Here is a 15,568-nt window from a genome sequence, read left to right on the forward strand (position 1 = left end):
AGTACGAGGCTCTGGGGCCGGCACACCGAGAGCACGCACCTGACGCCGCGCGGCCGCCCTTCGGGCGACGACGCGAATTGTCAGACAGGCCCTAGTCGAAGAGGTCGGGATCGGTGCGCGAGATCTGTTCGAACAGGGGCTGGAACTGGAACCAGCCCGCCAGCTCGAACCCCACCTGCCCGTACGTCAGCTTCGCTTCCGCGGGCGGGATCAGGGTGGTCTCACCGGCCGCCTTCGCGGCGAGCTGGGCCTGGGCCGACCGCTCCATGGTGATGAACCACCAGGCCGCCGCGTCGACGGAGCCCGCGCCGGTGAGCAGCCCGTGATTGCGCAGGATCACCGCCTTGTACGGGCCCAGCGCCCCGGCGATGCGCCGGCCCTCCTCGGGGTCGTCGGCCACCCCCGAGTAGTCCTCGTGGACACCGTGGTCCTCGTAGAAGGCGCACGCGTCCTGGGTGAGGGGTTCGAGTCGCTGGGTGGTGGCGGACAGGGCCTTGCCGTACACCGAGTGGCTGTGGGCGGCGCCGATCACGTCGGGGCGTGCCGCGTGCACGGCGGAGTGGATGGCGAAGGCGGCCCGGTTCACCCGGTGGCGCCCCTGGACGACGTCGCCCTCGTGGTTGACGAGAAGGAGGTCACTGACCCTGATGTGCTTGAAGGACATGCCGAACGGGTTGACCCAGAAATGGTCGGGGAATTCGGGGTCACGCGCGGTGATGTGGCCGGCGACCCCCTCCTCGAAGCCGAACCGGCCGAAGAGGCGCAGCGCTCCGGCGAGCCGTTCCTTGCGGTGGCGCCGCTCGACGGCAGGGTCGGTGAACGGGGTGGGGAGCCGGAAGATCAGGTTCTCCTCCGGGATCGGTGTCAGGTCCTCCCGGCTCAGCGGTTCGGCGACGACGTCGTCCTTCTTGACGGTTCCCTGGGTCACAGCTCGCTCCCCGGACGCGTACGGTCCTTGTTCCTCGCGGAGTCCGTCGTCACGTCCGCGGCACCTCGAGGGTGGCCAGGGGGACGTGGTGCTGGCCGGCGTGGATGTCGCGGTCGCGCACGCCGGCCTGGGTGACGGGGCGCGGGAAGGAGATCTTCACGACGTTCAGCGAGGGGATGCGGAAGAACTGGACCTGGGCGGCGTCGACTCCGTACAGGTCGGCGATCACCTGCTCGTTGAGGAAGGTGTCGTCGGCGGCGATGGCGTAACCGGCGCTGTCCTTCATGAACGTCTCCATGGTGACCCAGAAGGGTCCGGCGTTCTTGGACCGCACCTCGATCGCGAGGTCACCGAGGACGGACGGGGCGGGGGTACGGTCAGACATGGGTGTCCTCGTGGGCGTGGTGGGTGCGGAACATGCTGGTGGGTGAGTCCACGTCGACGGCGTGGTTGAGGACGAACTCGTAGGCGGGCCCGCGCTCGGTCTCCGCCGGGGAGGTGGCGAAGGCGAAGCTCGGCAGGTACTGCATCTCGGGCAGCGGCAGGTGCAGCATCAGCGGGTTGGCGACCTTGGCGATGGCCGTGGCGGTGGCCTGGGAGGGGGCGTTGACCAGCAGCATGACGCCTACCTCACGGGGCGGGGTGGTGTCCGGGTCGCTGTCCTCGAGGATGGCGTTGTGGCCGTAGAGGCGGATGTCCAGGGCGTAGTCGTCGTCGCTCAGGCCGAGGGTCTGACGGACCCGGTCGGTCACGATGGTGCGCAGGAGTGCGGCCCAGCGGTCGATATGGGCGGTGATGTAGGGGTCGCGGATACCGGTGAAGGACACGGTCTCGTAGCCGGTGACGCGGGCGCCCTCCAGCTTGATGGTGTGCTGGGCGGCGGGCTCGAAGCGGGAGCCCTCCACCCGTACGCGGCGGTGGTCCAGGGCGGTGTAGGTGGCGTCGGAGACGTCGAGGGTGCCGGCCGGTTCGCGCATGCGGAAGGGGTTGGCCGTCTCGTAGAGCATGTGGGCCGCGACGGATGCGGGGGTGCAGATGTTGGCCGGGTCGAGGGGTTCGATGACGAAGCCGTCGGCGTCGATGGTGGCCAGGACGCCGCCGGCCCGCGGGTCGGTGGTGCACTGTCCGCCGCATTCGACGACCTTGGCGGCGTGCCAGGTGGGACCGGCCGGCATGCCGCGCATCAGCGGGACGGCGGCGGCGAGCGCGGTGTCGGTGGCCCGTCCGGCCAGGACCACCTGGGCACCCGCTTCGATGGCGTCGGCGAAGGGTTCGTGGCCCATCATGCCGACGATGTGCGCGCAGCTCTCCAGGGTGTCGGGCTCCAGCGGTCCGTGCGGGGCCAGCGGCCGGATGCGGCCGGCGCCGAGCTCTTCCTTGAGGAAGGCGGGGTCCTGCTCGCTGTAGACGCGGGCGATCCGCAGATCGAGGCCGGCCTCGGCCATGACGCTCTCGGCGATCCCGGCGACCCAGTCGACGCCGGAGTCGGTGCCGCTGGTGCCGCAGGAGCCCACCAGCAGCGGGATGCCGGCGTCGGCGGCGGCCCGCAGCAGAATGTCGAGGTCCCGGCGGACGGCGGCCGCCGTGGTCTTGGCGACGCCGGCGCCGAGGTAGTACGGGCCGGAGTCGGTGGAGCCGCCGTCGATCGCGATGACGTCGGGGTTCAGGGTCAGGCCGTACTCGATGGTCTCCGGGGCGAACCCGGCGCCGAGCATGCCGCTGGGTGACAGGACCCGGACCTGCGGGGCGGGGTCAGTGGACGGAGGCATGCGGGTTCTCCTCGTGCGAAGGGGCGTCCTCGGGGACGTCCATGGGGGTCTCCTCGGGGAAGACACGGATGTCCTCCGGAGGGAGGCTGATGGTGAGTTCGCCGCCGGCGACGGGGCGGGTGGTGGTGACCGTGACCGGGGTGGCGCCGACGCGGACGGTGTAGCGGTAGTGGTCGCCCAGGTAGGCCCGGTTCTCCACCGTGACGGTCAGCGCGTCCGGTGGCGTGCTGCCGGCGGCGCCGGGACGGTGGATGTCGATGTTCTCGGGCCGGATACAGACGCGTGCGCCGCCCAGGTGCCTGCCGGTGTGCGGGACGCGCAGCGGCCGGCCGATACCGTCGACGCGGATCAGGGCGTGGCTGCCGTCCGCCTCGGTGATGGTGGCGGTGAGGATGTTGGCGGTGCCGACGAAGTCGGCGACGAACAGGTCGGCGGGACGGTCGTAGATCTCTTCGGGGGTGCCGACCTGGTGTACCCGGCCCCGGTTCATGACGGCGACACGGTCGCTGACCGACAGGGCCTCGTCCTGGTCGTGGGTGACGAAGACGGTGGTGACGCCGACCTGGGACTGGAGGTTCTTCAGCCACTGGCGTGAGCGGTCGCGGAGCTTGGCGTCCAGGTTGGAGAACGGCTCGTCCAGCAGCAGCATGTCGGGCGGGTGGGCGAGCGCGCGGGCCAGGGCGACCCGTTGTTGCTGCCCGCCGGAGAGCTGATGGGGGTACGCCCCGGCGTGGTCCCCCAGTTCCACCAGGTCGAGGACCTCCCGCACCCGCCGCTCGCGCTGCGCCTTCGGTGTCTTGCGGAGCTTGAGGGGGTAGCCCACGTTGGCGGCGACCGACAGGTGCGGCCAGATGGCGTACGACTGGAACACCACGCCGCAGTTGCGGTGCTCGGGCTCGGTGTCGACGCGGCCGTGGTCGAAGACGACGCGGTCGCCGAAGGCGATGCTGCCCGAGTCCGGCCGGTGCAGCCCGGCGATGGACCACAGCGTGGTCGACTTCCCGCAGCCGCTGGGTCCCAGCAGGGTGAAGATCTCACCGTCGTGGACGGTCAGCGACAGTTCGTGCAGTGCGGTGTGCCGGCCGAACCTCTTGGTGAGGCTGTTCAGGTGGAGGTCAGGCACGCGGACGCACCCCCAGCAGGGCGCGGCCCGCGCCCAGTACGACCAGCGTGATGACCATCTGGATCACTCCCAACGCGGCGACACTCCCGCCGATGCTTGTCGCTGCCAGTTGCAGCATGGTGAGCCCGAGCACGGGCGTCTCGTCGGTGACGAGGAAGACGGCCGGTTCGGCGTCGTTGAGCATGGCGACGAACAGCAGCACGAAGGAGGCGCCCATCGCGGGCGCGACGAGGCGGAGTACGACCGTGCGCATGGCCGTCCACCAGGAGGCACCGGAGGTACGGGCGGCATGGTCCAGGTCGGCGCCGATACCGGCGAGTGCCGGGTAGAAGGCGCTGTAGCCGAGAGCGAGACTGCGCACGGCGAAGGCGATGCCGATCCCCCACAGGCTGGCCCGGATCGCCCCGGACCTGTCCAGCAGGGCGAAGCTCCAGAAGAACGCCATGCCGGTGACCAGGGCGGGCATCATGCGCGGCCACAGCATGCCCTGCTGCAGCGAGCCGCGGAACCGGAACCGCGAGCGGTGCGCGACGACGGAGAGCACGGCGATGACCAGGGTGGTCAGGGCGCCGCCGACGCCGGCGATGAGCAGGCTGTTGACGATGGAGTCGGTGTACAGCGAGTTGTCGAGGACGGCGGAGAAGTTGTCCAGCGTCAGCACGCTCCACGGCGAGATGAAGGGCGAGAGGATGGAGGTGAACGCGGCGAGCACCACTCCGGCCAGCGGTACGACGACGAACACGGCCAGGAACAGGGCCAGTACGCCGCTCATCAGCCAGCGCACCGGCCCGAGCCGCAGTACGCGGACGCCGGTGGGTTTGCCGGTGGTGGTGGTGAACCGGGCGGTGTCGCCCACCAGTCGGTTGCGCAGGACCAGCAGCGCGGCGACGGCCACGAGCAGGAACACGGCACCGGCGGAGACCAGGCCCTGCTGGGAGTCGTTGGTCCAGTGGTCGTAGAGGTAGGTGGAGATCAGGCTGATCTCGCTGGAGAAGCCGAGGACGAGGGGAAGGCCGAGGACCTCCATCGACAGGGCGAAGACCAGCAGGGCCGCGTTGGTGATCGCGGGCCGCATCAGCGGGAGGCTGACGGAGAGCAGACTGCGCAGCGGACCCGCGCCGAGGGTGCGGGCGGCGTCCTCCAGGGCGGGGTCGATCGAGAGCAGGGTGCCGCGGCACAGCAGGAACACCGTGGGTGAGGCCACCGTCATGCCGACCATGGCCATGCCGGGGATGCTGTAGAGGTTGACCGGCATGCTCAGGAACGTGTGGGTCTCCAGCCACGAGGACGCGAACCCGGCGGGCGTCCACATGGCCGCCCAGCCGATGATCAGCACGAGTCCGGGCAGCGCGATCGGCACCAGCAGCAGCGTGGTCAGGGTGCGCCGTCCCGGCAGGTCCGTGCGGGTGAGCAGGACCGCGCAGGCGACCCCCACGACGATGGATCCGGCGGTGTTCAGTGCGGCGAACAGGACCGAGTTGCCGACCGCCGTCCACCAACCGCCGTCGGTGAACAGCGCGTCGAAGTTGTCCCAGGTGAAGTGGCCGCCGGACTCGTACAGCGGTGTGGACCACAGGGAGGCGGCGACGACGGGCACGATGGGGCCGACGATGACCAGCAGTGCGAGCGCCCACAGGACGTAGTGGCTCGCGTTGGTGGACAGCGGCCGCCGGCGGGGTTTCACGGGTGGTGGGGGGCTGTACGGCCGCAGTGGGGTGGCGGTCACCGGCCGAACGCCTTCTTCCAGCGGGCGACGATCGTGTCCTTGTTCTCGACGATGTCCTTCGGGTAGCCGCCGAGCATCAGGTTGTCGGCGCCGACGACCGCTTCGACGGCGGGAAGTCCGTACGCGCACTCCACTCCGTCGCGGTACGGGGTGAATCCGCCCTCGCAGGCGGCCTCCTGTCCCTCGACCGACAGCAGGAAGTTCACGAACAGCTTGCCGGCGTCGGGTGAGCTCGCCTTCCTGGTCACCGCGACGGCGCGGGGCAGCAGCGGTGTGCCGTCCGTCAGGTACGTGTAGTTGAGGACCTTCGCCGCGTCCTCGCCCTCGATCAGCGCACGGACCGAGCCGGCGACGAAGTAGGTCGCCTGGTACTCGCCCTGGGCGAGCTTCTGCATCAGGTTGCCGTTGCCGGACTCGACCCCGGTGTTGGGACCGAGGGCCTCGATGTTCTTCCAGCCCGCGTCGCCGTGCTCGGTGACGTAGCTGCTGACGGCGCCGAAGGACTGCGGATTGCCGATGTCCGTGGTGCCGACCTTGCCCTTGATCGACTGGGAGAGTTTCGCGAGGGAGGCGAGGTCCGCCGGCTGCTTGTCCTTGGGGATGAGCGCGGTGTTGTAGACGGCGACCAGCGGATCCTCGGACATGGCCACGACGCCCGGGGCGAGCCGGGCGTACTCGGGAAGGTTCGCGAGGTTGGGGTCGGTGTAGTCGAGCACATGGCCGTCGCCGACGAAGTTCAGCATCCCGACGGCGTCCGTGGCCATGACGACGTCCGCCGTGCGGACGCCGGTGGCCGTCTCCGTGGCGTAGCGCTGGAACGTCTGCGGGTCGTTCATGTTCAGCACGCGCAGCTTGATGCCGGCGTACTTCGCCTCGAAGGCCTTGGCGATCGGTGCCATCTGGTCGGCGTCCGCGTTGGTGTACAGGAGCACCGACCCCTGCTTCCTGGCCCGGTCGACCGTCGCCGCGTCGAGGGGCGTGACGGACGACGCCTTGCCCACGTCGACCGACGCCGTAGGGGTCGCCGACGCTCCCCCGCCGGAGGAACCTCCGCAGGCGGTCAGAGCGACCGCGCAGGCAGCGGCCAGAGCGCATGCCTTCGAAAGCGAGATCATCGTCGATCCTCCACTATTTGCTATAGCTCGTTGGGCGGAAAGCCGGGCAGCTTTCCGCGCCGCGCGTCCGGCGGTGCCGGGCACAGGTTCTTGGAATGCACCACCCCCGCGCGGCGATACGCGCAGCACATCAGGTAGGTGAGAGAGGTCCGCAGGGATTCCGGGCGGGTCGCGGGCTGCCCGCCCGATCTCTTGAACGGGGCTTGCGATGCTCGACACGCCCAAGAGGAATGGTATTTGCTACAGCGTCACTGTCAACCGGTTGCGCCGAGGTAAACCCGGGTCCGGTCGGGGTGGGTTCCGCGCGTCCCCGGGTGCGGCTCGCCGAGCCGGGTCACGAAGGGGTGGACGGGGGTCGTGCCGGGCTGCACGAGCCCGTGTTCGTAGGCGAAGGCGATGGCGTGGCCACGTCGGTGCACTCCGATCTTGGTGAGCAGATTGGCTATGTGGGTCTTCACGGTGAGGGGGCTGATGCGCAGTGCGGCCGCGATGGCGGGCCCTTCGTGGCCGTCGGCCAGCAGGGTGAGGATCTGACGTTCACGCAGGGACAGCGTCCCGGTCACCTCGGGTCCCGCCGTCCGGCGCTGGTGTGCCGCGAGGACGGGCGCGGTGCCGAGCACCACGACGAGGCCGCCGCGCAGCACCGTCTCCAGGGCCGCGACGAGCTGTACGGCGGTGATGTCGGCGGCGAGGACGCCCGTGGCGCCCGCTCGCAGACACGCGTCGGACTCCCCCACGTCGGCGACACCGAGGACGATCGTCCGGGCGGTCGCCGACACGGCGGAGACGGTCTCCGCGACGTCGGTGATGCTCCGGCCGGTGCGGTCGAGCAGGACGACGTCCGGCCGGACGCCCGCGGGGAGTCCCACACCGGGCCGAGCCGTGTCGCCGGCCTGGGCCACCACGTCGAAGAGCCGGCTCGCCTCGATCACCCGCGTGACGGCCGTGCGCACGAGGGCGGGTCCGCCGGCCAGGACGACGGTGGTCATGACCGGTCCCGCTCGCGTGGCAGCCGGATGGTGACGGTCGTCCCCACTCCCACGTCCGACTCGACGTCCACATGCCCGTGGTGGGCGTGGACGATGGCTTCGACGATGGCAAGGCCCAGGCCGGAACCACCGTAGGCGCGGCTGCGGCTGGCCTCGGCCCGCCAGAAGCGTTCGAAGACCCGCGGCAGGTCCTGGGCGGAGATGCCGGGGCCGTCGTCGGCCACGCTCAGCCGTACGTCGTCGCGCATGGGGGTGATCTCCACCAGGACGCTCGTCCGCGCGGGGGTGTGCTGGACCGCGTTGCCGACGAGGTTGCGCACCACCTGCTGCAGCCGGGGGGCGTCGCCGACGATGCGGGCGGGCGCCGCGGGTGCCATGGTGATGCGGCGCCGCGGGTAGATGATCTGGGCGTCCTCGACGACGGCGGCGGCCAGGGCGGTGAGGTCGAGGGGGTCCTGCTCGACGGGCCGGCCGGCGTCCAGACGGGCGAGCAGCGCGAGGTCTTCGACGAGCAGGCGCATGCGCCCGACCTCGTTCTCTATGTGCTCGAGCGCGGTCTCCAGGCCCGGTCCGGTGACACCGCCCTGCCGGTGCAGGTCGAGCCAGCCGGAGATCGTGGCGAGGGGGGTGCGCAGTTCGTGCGAGGTGTCGGCGGCCATGGAGCGCACGGTCGCCTCCGCGCGGGCCTGGGCGTCGAAGGCGCGGTTGACGGCCTCGGCGAGCAGGTCGGTCTCGCTGCCGCCGCGGCGCGTGGGCAGCCGTTCGCTGAGGTGGCCCTCGGCGATGGCGTCGGCGGTGCGTGCCATGCGCGCCAGGGGCCGCATGCCGAGCCGCAGCACGAGCGTCGCGAGCGCCAGCAGGGCTAGTAACGCGACTCCCACCAGCGCGAGTTGCCGCTCGACGAGCACGCGCGTGGTGCTGTCGTCGATCGAGGTGTCGATGGCCAGGATGAGAGCGGCCGGTTCCCTCGTCTCGGTGCCGGGCGACCGGTCGACGATGGTGAGTCCGGGGCTCGGGACCCGGACGGCCGCGAGGCCGTGCTGGTCGTCGTGCCCGTCGTAGGTGACGATGCGGCCCGCCGGCAGGCCGGTGCTGAGTTCGGCGAGTTCACCGGCTGCCGAGGTCGCGGACCCTGTGCTCTCCAGGACCCTGTTGTCCCCGTCGACGGCGACGATGCCCAGCGGGGGCCCGAGCAGGGCGGCGAGCTGGTCGGCGTCGGCGCTCTGCGGACCGCGGGCGATCACCTCGGTGAGCTGGCCGGCGCTCACCCGCAGGGTGTTCTCGTAACGCCTGTCGAGGAAGTCCTCGAGGAGGAAGGCGCTGGTGACGGTGCTGGCCGTGAGACCGAACACGAGGAGGACGGCCAGGCCGGCCAGCAGGCGCAGCCGGACGCTGGAGCGGGACCAGTTGGTACGGCCTTTCGGGCTCACTTGGCGGCCCGCTCCCGGAGGGTGTAGCCGACGCCGCGGACGGTCTGCAGCAGCGGTGTGCGGCCGTGGTCGATCTTGCGGCGGAGGTTGGAGACGAACCGCTCGACGACGACGGTGTCCCCGCCGAAGTCGTACTGCCAGACCGCTTCGAGGATCTGGGCGCGGGAGAGGACCTGGCCCTGGTGGGTGAGCAGGTAGTGCAGCAGCCGGTACTCGGTGGGTGAGAGTTCGACGAGGTCGCCCGCGCGGCGGACCTCGTGGCGGGGGTCGTCAATCTCCAGGTCGGCGCAGCTCAGCCGGGCGGTCTCCTCCGGGGCGGGGGCACCGCCCCGGGCGCGGCGGAGCAGGGCCTGGAGGCGGGCACCGACCTCGACGACGCTGAACGGCTTGGTGACGTAGTCGTCCCCGCCCAGGCGCAGTCCCCGCACCCGGTCCTCGACGGCGTCCCGGGCGGTGAGGAAGAGGACCGGGACGTCGACGGCGCGGGCCCTGAGCAGCTGGAGGATCTCGAAGCCGTCGGCGCCGGGCAGCATGACGTCGAGGACGACGACGTCGGGGGTGCGTCGGTCGACCTGTTCCAGGGCCTCGGTGAGGTCGCCCGCCACGTCGACGTCGAAGCCGGCGAAACCGAGGGCCGAGATCAGCAGGCGCCGGATGCCGGGATCGTCGTCGACCACGAGGACGTGGTCGGTGGTGCGGGGTGCCTCGACGGCGTTCATACGTGCTCCTCGTGCGGGGGCCGCACATTCCTCATCGGGTGGTGGCCGATGCCTTTGACGCTGGTGATGCTTCCGAGCGGAGTTGACGGCCCGCCCACGGCGAACCTGACGGTTTCCTGACGGTCCCCCGCCGGCCCTCCGGTGCTTGATGCGGTGTTTGATTCCGGACGCTGTAGCAAATACCATGCACGGTATGGGCCAGCTTCCTCAACTCTCTTCGCCGGTGACTCTCGGCGATCAGGCGTACGCCGCCATCCGTGAAGCGATCGTCTCCGGCGTGCTGAAGCGCGGGGAGAAGGTCACGGAGCGGGGACTGGCCGAATCCCTCAGCATCAGCGCGACTCCCGTCCGCGAGGCGCTGCGGCGTCTGGAGCAGGACCGGCTGGTGGAGCGGACGGGTCCGCGGTCCGTGCGGATCGCACAGTTCGGCAAGGAGGAGCTCCGCGAGTTCACGATGATCGAGGACGTGCTCCGGGCGCTGTCCGCCCGGCTGGCGGCCGAGAAGTCGACGGCGGCCCAGCGGCGCGAGATGGCCGCCTGCCTGGACCGGGCGGACGCCCTGCGCGGCGAACTGCGCGACGAGGCCGCCGGAACGGACCGGGAGCGGGACCTGGTGCTGAGGATCCAGCACCTCATGGCGGAGTTCCACGCCCTCGTGGACGAGGCCAGCGGGAACGCGACCCTTGTCCAGATGCTCCGCACGGTGGACGCGTTCGGTTCACAGGAGCGCCGCGACAGCACCCTGTCGCAGGTACGCAGCGGACACGCGAAGATCGTCGAGGAGCGCTACCGTCAGCACCGGGCCATCTTCGAGGCCATCGCCGCCGGCCATGGCGACAAGGCCGAGGACCTGATGAGGGCCCACAGCCACACCTCGAACACCTCGCGCATCAGGACGCGCTTCCCCGGAGCGTGATCACGCCCGCTTTTCGCCGCATGCCAGGGCGGGGTCAGCAACCGCCGTTCCACACACCGGTGTTCGTGTTCACCCACCACGCGCGGGAGCCGCGGCCGATGGCGGGCGGCACCACGTTCCGCTTCGTCACCGACGGCATCGGACCGGCACGGGCGCGCGCGGCGGCCGGCGGAACCGACGTCGCCGTTCAGGGCGGTACGACCACCGTCAACCGGTACCTGCTCCGCCGGACCGGTCGACGAGTCGCGGCCGCACCTGACGCCGGTCACGCTCGGCCGCCGGAACGCGGCTGTTCGTCGGCGCCCCGGCCGGAGCAGGTGAGGTCGCGGCCGGCGAGTCCGGTCACGCAGGTGACCCACCGGGCACCGCGCTGAGCACGGCGCGCGTGAAGCCCCGCGCCGTGCTCATCCCGCACGACCGCCCCGGCCGTCGGCGCGTCCGCGTCACCGACGGCCGGGGCAACCTCAGTTGACGTAGACCTCGGCCCGGTCGACGCTCACGAAGGACGCTCCGGACTGGGAGTTGTGCTCTCCCGTCACCCGGACCCGGAGGGTGTGGCCGCCGTACGCGAGACGTGGGCTGGTGTACTGCGCCGCCTCGCCGATCCGGATCGAATGGTGGAAGTCCACCCGCTGTTCGGGCCCGCCGTCGACGCTGACGGCCGCGTAGCCGTTGCCGGTGTCCTTGACGGACAGCAGGACGATACGGGTGCCGGTGAAGGAGAAGGTCGCCGTGGCGCCGGCCCGGTCGCTCCAGTGGTCGTCGCCCCAGAAGCACTGGGTGGCGCAGCCGGTGCCCGAGTTCCAGGTGCCGCCGTAGGTGACACCCCCCGGGCCGCTGGAGCGGCCGTCGTCGTTGATCCAGTAATTGCCGGATCCGGGGTCCCCCGACGGCAGGTCCTGGGTGGCACCCATGGCCAGCGGGCGGCCGAAATCGGGGCTGCCGTCGGCCCGCCAGGTGAACTTCTGCGCGCGGGTGGTGCGGTTGCTGTAGGTGTTCTGGGACGTGGTCTTGGCGTGGTAGACGATCCAGTCCTCGGTGCCGTCGGGAGAGCGGAAGAAGGCGTGGTGGCCCGGTCCGAACACGCCCCGGTCGTCGACCCGGGAGAACACGGCGCCCTGGTGCTGCCGCCAGTTGCCGGGCACGAGCGGGTCGGCGGTCAGCGGCATCGACATCATCCAGACCTGGTAGTCCGGCTTGCCGGTGTCGCACGCGGAGTAGGTCATCCACACCCGGCCGCCCCGGTACAGGAACTCCGGTCCTTCCCGCACCTCGGGGCAGCCCCCGGCGGCGTCGAGGGCGACGGCGTTGCCGGAGACGGTGTACGGGTTGGACATCGGGGCGATGTTGAGCCCGTTGTGCTGGTACTGGTTGATGCCGCTGTACGCGAGGTAGAGCCGGCCGTTCAGCTCCAGGATCCCCGCGTCGATGGCGAAGTCGTTCGCGTGGTTGGGCGGGGCGAGTTTCGCCTTGAAGCGGTACGGGCCGGCCGGGTCGTCGCGCTCCGACTCCAGGACGTACAGGCGGTGATGGTCGTCGACGCCGTCGTCGGCCGTGTAGTACAGGTACCAGCGGTCACCGAAACGGTAGAACTCCGGGGCCCAGATGTTGCGGTTGCGGGAGGGGTCGGAGTCCGTCCACACCGTGATCGGGTCGGCCGTCGCCAGGGTGCCCAGGGACGGGGAGCGCCACATCCTGATGCTGTTGCCCTGGGTCGTGGTCAGGTAGTAGTTCCCGTTCCAGTGGGTCATGAACGGGTCGGGTCCGGTGTTGAGCGGATTGCGGAACGTTCCGGCCGCCGCGGCGGCGGCCGCCTGTTCGCGAGCCTTGGGTGAGGCCGCGGTGGCCGGTCCGGCGGCCAGGGGCAGGAGGCCCAGGACGAGCCCGAGGAGGGCGGCGAAGAGCGGACCGAAGCGTAGGCCGGGACGCGGGAGGAGCCTGGAAGACATGGGGGGTCCTTTCCGGGAGCGGATCTCGGCCGGAAGGCCATGGGGGCGTGGAGTCGCTTTTTACATCGATGTAATGACGGGGCGCCATGCTAGGGACGGCATCCCTCCCCGTCAATGGCTGTCGCCCCGTGCCGAGTTGACCGCAGCCCCGTCCGGCACACCGCACTCGTATGGCGTGACGTGCCGCATGGTGGGACCCTGGAAATGGTGCTGTGTGCCGCTCCACGCTCCCGCGAGGAGGGATGGTCATGGCCAAGCGTCTCGTCGTCTGCTGCGACGGCACATGGAATTTCGCGGACCAGCCGAGCAAGACCAACGTCGCCAAGGTCGCCCTGTCCGTGCTCCCCGGGTCCGCCGCCGGGAAGGAACAGCGTGTCTACTACCACAGTGGGGTCGGCACCCTGCGGCGGGAGCGGCTGCGCGGCGGCGCCTTCGGTGCGGGGCTGTCCCGGAACGTCGTGGACGCCTACCGGTTCCTCGTCGAGACGTACGAGCCCGACGACGAACTGTTCCTCTTCGGCTTCAGCCGTGGCGCGTTCACCGCGCGCAGCCTGGCGGGGCTGGTTCGCAACAGCGGCATCCTGCGCAGGGACCACACCGACCGGATCCCGGAGGCCTGGGCCCTGTACCGGGACCGGTTGGAGCAGCCGAACGGCGCGGCCGCCACGCTGTTCCGTCGCTCCTACGCCCGCGAGACGGAGATCCGGTTCGTCGGGGTGTGGGACACCGTCGGCGCCCTGGGCATCCCGGTGCCCGACGCGAAGTGGCTGCGGCCGGCGGCGAACCGTTCCAACCGCCGCTGGGCGTTCCACAACACCGAGCTGAGCGGCTGGGTCGGGGCGGCCTTCCACGCACTGGCCGTCGACGAGCAGCGATCGGCGTTCCGGCCGGCCCTGTGGCATCGGCAGCCCGGTTCCGCCGCACGGGGCCAGGAGCTGAAGCAGGTGTGGTTCGCCGGGGCGCACAGCGATGTCGGCGGCGGCTACGAGGAGACGGGGCTGTCCGACATCGCCCTGCTGTGGATGGTCGATCAGGCCCGCCGGCACGGGCTGGAGTTCGACACCGTCGCGCTCGGCACGGGCGGGCCCCGGGTGATGGCACCGCAGGGCAGCGTCGACTTCCGCGTACGACCGGACGGTTCGGGCGCCCTGCACGTCTCGCGGACGGGCATGTACCGACTGGCCAGGCCGCTGCACCGGCCGCTCGGCGGGGCGGTGGACGACAACGGTGAACCCGACGGCGACGAGTTCCTGGCGGTGCCCGCCAAGGAGCGCTACGACCGCGACACGGACTACCGGCCGGCGGAGCTGGAGGGCTACCTGGGCAGGCAGGACCGGGTCCGGCTGGAACCCGTCCTGCTGCCGGACCTCGCCGCGGGCCTGCCGCCCATGCCCCGGGCGGCCGGCGACCGGGACCGGCTCCACCGCACCCCGTGACGCCGGCGGGCGGCCATATCCCTTTGCGCGGCCCTGCCCGGCCTGGTTGGCTCGCGCCCATGAACTGGCTCCCGCACGACTTCGTCCACCCCCTCCACGTCGGCATCCCCGACGGCGGAGGCCACCGGCTGCGCCCGATCAGCGGTGCCGACGCGCCGCTCGACTATCCGACGGTGATGGGGTCGCGCGAGAGGCTGTGGTCGGTCTTCGGTCCCGCGTGGGGCTGGCCGTCGGAGACGATGTCGTACGAGGCGAATCTCGCCGATCTCGAGCGGCACGCCCGGGAGATCGAGGCGCACGAGTCGTTCAACTACACGATCGAGACACCGGACCGCACCGCCCTGCGCGGCTGCGTGTACATCGACCCGCCGGAGAAGCAGGGGGCCGACGCGGAGATCTCCTGGTGGGTGGTGGACGACGAGGTGGGCAGTGCGCTGGAGCGGGCGCTGGAGGCGTTCGTGCCGCGCTGGATCGCCGAGGACTGGCCCTTCGATCGGCCCCGCTTCATCGGCCGGGACATCGCCTGGGACGAGTGGCTGCGGCTGCCGGACCGTTCTTGACCGCTGCCCGGATTCACCCGTGCGAGTGTGCGCCTCGCCGGCGCGGTGGGCAGTCATGTCCCGTACCGGCGTACGAGCAAGGGGGCACAGGTGACGCGGAGCATCGCCGACGCGGTGGAGTCGATGGAACAGCTCGCCACGGTGTGGCGTGCCATGGTGCTGGACCGGAGTCCGGACGCGGACGTACGGGATCTGCCGGGCCTCGCCGTGCGCTGGGCGGAGAGCCGGTTCGGCTTCTGGAACTGCGTCACGCTCACCGAGACCGGGGCGGACGCGGCCCTGATGGAGAAGCGGCTGGGTCAGGTGGCGGACCTCATGCGGTCGAAGGAGCGCACCGGTTTCCTGTGGGTCTTCGAGGACCTGCTCCACGACGGGGCTCGCGCGAGCCTGATGGAGGCGGCCGGGCGGGCCGGCCTGGAGCACGCCTTCTCGGGCACCGGTATGGCGGGGGACCTGCTGCCGGTCCCCGAACCGGCGCACCCGGAGCTGACGTTCGTGCGGGTCGGCACGGACGAACAGTTGCGGGCGTACGCCGATCTCAACTCGCGCGCCTACGACATGCCCCTCGAGTCCGGCCGCGACGGTCTCCTCGGCTCCCGGCTGTGGAAGACGGGGGTGCACGCCTATCTGGGCCTGCGCGACGGCGTTCCCGTGACCTGTGCCGGGACCGTGGAGGCGGAAGGCCGCCTCTTCGTCGCTCTGGTGGCCACGGACCCGCGGTGGCAGCGCAGGGGATACGGGGAGGCGGTGACCCGCAAGGCCCTGTACGAGGGTGCCCGGGCCGGCGGACCGACCCGGGCCACGCTGCACGCGACCGCCGCGGGAGCACCCGTGTATCCACGGATCGGCTTCGAGCCGAACTCTCCGCTGCACTTCTTCACCCTGGGCGGCTGAGACCGGGCAAGGAG

General features: G+C 71.0%; 14 protein-coding genes. 4 read left to right on the forward strand and 10 right to left on the reverse strand.

What is annotated here, in order from left to right:
- Nucleotides 1–91: 91 nt before the first annotated feature.
- The 9 genes from ACGFR9_RS34015 to ACGFR9_RS34055 form a co-directional block, all read right to left on the reverse strand.
- Nucleotides 92–883 (reverse strand): class II aldolase/adducin family protein, encoded by a 792-nt coding sequence (locus tag ACGFR9_RS34015; RefSeq protein WP_393216683.1) that lies wholly within the window; start codon nt 881–883, stop codon nt 92–94.
- 94 nt (nt 884–977) lie between these two features.
- Nucleotides 978–1,313, reverse strand: coding sequence for a DUF4387 domain-containing protein (locus ACGFR9_RS34020; protein ID WP_393216565.1), 336 nt, complete (start codon nt 1,311–1,313; stop codon nt 978–980).
- A complete protein-coding gene (locus tag ACGFR9_RS34025) occupies nt 1,306–2,697 on the reverse strand; it encodes an acyclic terpene utilization AtuA family protein (protein ID WP_393216567.1) in 1,392 nt (463 codons plus the stop codon). Before ACGFR9_RS34025 ends, ACGFR9_RS34020 begins: the two co-directional genes overlap by 8 nt.
- Nucleotides 2,681–3,820 (reverse strand): ABC transporter ATP-binding protein, encoded by a 1,140-nt coding sequence (locus ACGFR9_RS34030; RefSeq protein ID WP_393216569.1) that lies wholly within the window; start codon nt 3,818–3,820, stop codon nt 2,681–2,683. Before ACGFR9_RS34030 ends, ACGFR9_RS34025 begins: the two co-directional genes overlap by 17 nt.
- On the reverse strand, nt 3,813–5,546 hold the full coding sequence (locus tag ACGFR9_RS34035) for an ABC transporter permease (protein WP_393216571.1): 1,734 nt from the start codon (nt 5,544–5,546) through the stop codon (nt 3,813–3,815). The genes ACGFR9_RS34030 and ACGFR9_RS34035 overlap by 8 nt, the downstream gene beginning before the upstream one ends.
- Nucleotides 5,543–6,661 carry an ABC transporter substrate-binding protein gene (locus ACGFR9_RS34040; protein WP_393216573.1) on the reverse strand — a complete coding sequence of 373 codons (1,119 nt, stop codon included), beginning with the start codon at nt 6,659–6,661 and terminating at the stop codon, nt 5,543–5,545. The genes ACGFR9_RS34035 and ACGFR9_RS34040 overlap by 4 nt, the downstream gene beginning before the upstream one ends.
- A gap of 254 nt (nt 6,662–6,915) precedes the next feature.
- Nucleotides 6,916–7,650: a LuxR C-terminal-related transcriptional regulator gene (locus ACGFR9_RS34045; protein WP_393216575.1), complete on the reverse strand. Its 735-nt coding sequence runs from the start codon at nt 7,648–7,650 to the stop codon at nt 6,916–6,918.
- Nucleotides 7,647–9,080 carry a sensor histidine kinase gene (locus ACGFR9_RS34050; protein WP_393216577.1) on the reverse strand — a complete coding sequence of 478 codons (1,434 nt, stop codon included), beginning with the start codon at nt 9,078–9,080 and terminating at the stop codon, nt 7,647–7,649. The genes ACGFR9_RS34045 and ACGFR9_RS34050 overlap by 4 nt, the downstream gene beginning before the upstream one ends.
- The gene (locus ACGFR9_RS34055) at nt 9,077–9,799 is read right to left on the reverse strand and encodes a response regulator transcription factor (protein ID WP_393216579.1); all 723 of its coding nucleotides are present in this window, start codon (nt 9,797–9,799) and stop codon (nt 9,077–9,079) included. Before ACGFR9_RS34055 ends, ACGFR9_RS34050 begins: the two co-directional genes overlap by 4 nt.
- Nucleotides 9,800–9,992: 193 nt before the next feature.
- On the opposite strand from ACGFR9_RS34055, the gene ACGFR9_RS34060 reads away from it, so the two are divergent.
- Nucleotides 9,993–10,715: a GntR family transcriptional regulator gene (locus ACGFR9_RS34060; protein ID WP_393216581.1), complete on the forward strand. Its 723-nt coding sequence runs from the start codon at nt 9,993–9,995 to the stop codon at nt 10,713–10,715.
- A gap of 464 nt (nt 10,716–11,179) precedes the next feature.
- Here the strand turns inward: ACGFR9_RS34060 and ACGFR9_RS34065 are convergent, their stop codons facing one another.
- Complete coding sequence (locus tag ACGFR9_RS34065) at nt 11,180–12,664, reverse strand: family 43 glycosylhydrolase (RefSeq protein ID WP_393216583.1); 1,485 nt, start codon at nt 12,662–12,664, stop codon at nt 11,180–11,182.
- Nucleotides 12,665–12,912: 248 nt separating this feature from the next.
- On the opposite strand from ACGFR9_RS34065, the gene ACGFR9_RS34070 reads away from it, so the two are divergent.
- The 3 genes from ACGFR9_RS34070 (at nt 12,913) to ACGFR9_RS34080 (ending at nt 15,554) form a co-directional block, all read left to right on the forward strand.
- Nucleotides 12,913–14,100 (forward strand): DUF2235 domain-containing protein, encoded by a 1,188-nt coding sequence (locus ACGFR9_RS34070; protein WP_393216585.1) that lies wholly within the window; start codon nt 12,913–12,915, stop codon nt 14,098–14,100.
- 59 nt (nt 14,101–14,159) lie between these two features.
- Nucleotides 14,160–14,660: an N-acetyltransferase gene (locus ACGFR9_RS34075; protein WP_393216587.1), complete on the forward strand. Its 501-nt coding sequence runs from the start codon at nt 14,160–14,162 to the stop codon at nt 14,658–14,660.
- A gap of 123 nt (nt 14,661–14,783) precedes the next feature.
- The gene (locus tag ACGFR9_RS34080) at nt 14,784–15,554 is read left to right on the forward strand and encodes a GNAT family N-acetyltransferase (RefSeq protein ID WP_393216685.1); all 771 of its coding nucleotides are present in this window, start codon (nt 14,784–14,786) and stop codon (nt 15,552–15,554) included.
- Nucleotides 15,555–15,568: the final 14 nt, after the last annotated feature.

Origin of the sequence: Streptomyces sp. NPDC048584, assembly GCF_043199595.1 — a bacterium.
In the GTDB taxonomy this organism is placed as follows: Bacteria; Actinomycetota; Actinomycetes; order Streptomycetales; family Streptomycetaceae; genus Streptomyces; species Streptomyces edwardsiae.

Coding starts and splice junctions, on each gene's coding strand:
- ACGFR9_RS34025 (WP_393216567.1), bottom strand. CDS start 2,697: ATGCCTCCGTCCACTGACCCCGCCCCGCAGGTCCGGGTCCTGTCACCC.
- ACGFR9_RS34020 (WP_393216565.1), bottom strand. CDS start 1,313: ATGTCTGACCGTACCCCCGCCCCGTCCGTCCTCGGTGACCTCGCGATC.
- ACGFR9_RS34045 (WP_393216575.1), bottom strand. CDS start 7,650: ATGACCACCGTCGTCCTGGCCGGCGGACCCGCCCTCGTGCGCACGGCC.
- ACGFR9_RS34060 (WP_393216581.1), top strand. CDS start 9,993: ATGGGCCAGCTTCCTCAACTCTCTTCGCCGGTGACTCTCGGCGATCAG.
- ACGFR9_RS34080 (WP_393216685.1), top strand. CDS start 14,784: ATGGAACAGCTCGCCACGGTGTGGCGTGCCATGGTGCTGGACCGGAGT.
- ACGFR9_RS34075 (WP_393216587.1), top strand. CDS start 14,160: ATGAACTGGCTCCCGCACGACTTCGTCCACCCCCTCCACGTCGGCATC.
- ACGFR9_RS34055 (WP_393216579.1), bottom strand. CDS start 9,799: ATGAACGCCGTCGAGGCACCCCGCACCACCGACCACGTCCTCGTGGTC.
- ACGFR9_RS34070 (WP_393216585.1), top strand. CDS start 12,913: ATGGCCAAGCGTCTCGTCGTCTGCTGCGACGGCACATGGAATTTCGCG.
- ACGFR9_RS34040 (WP_393216573.1), bottom strand. CDS start 6,661: ATGATCTCGCTTTCGAAGGCATGCGCTCTGGCCGCTGCCTGCGCGGTC.
- ACGFR9_RS34065 (WP_393216583.1), bottom strand. CDS start 12,664: ATGTCTTCCAGGCTCCTCCCGCGTCCCGGCCTACGCTTCGGTCCGCTC.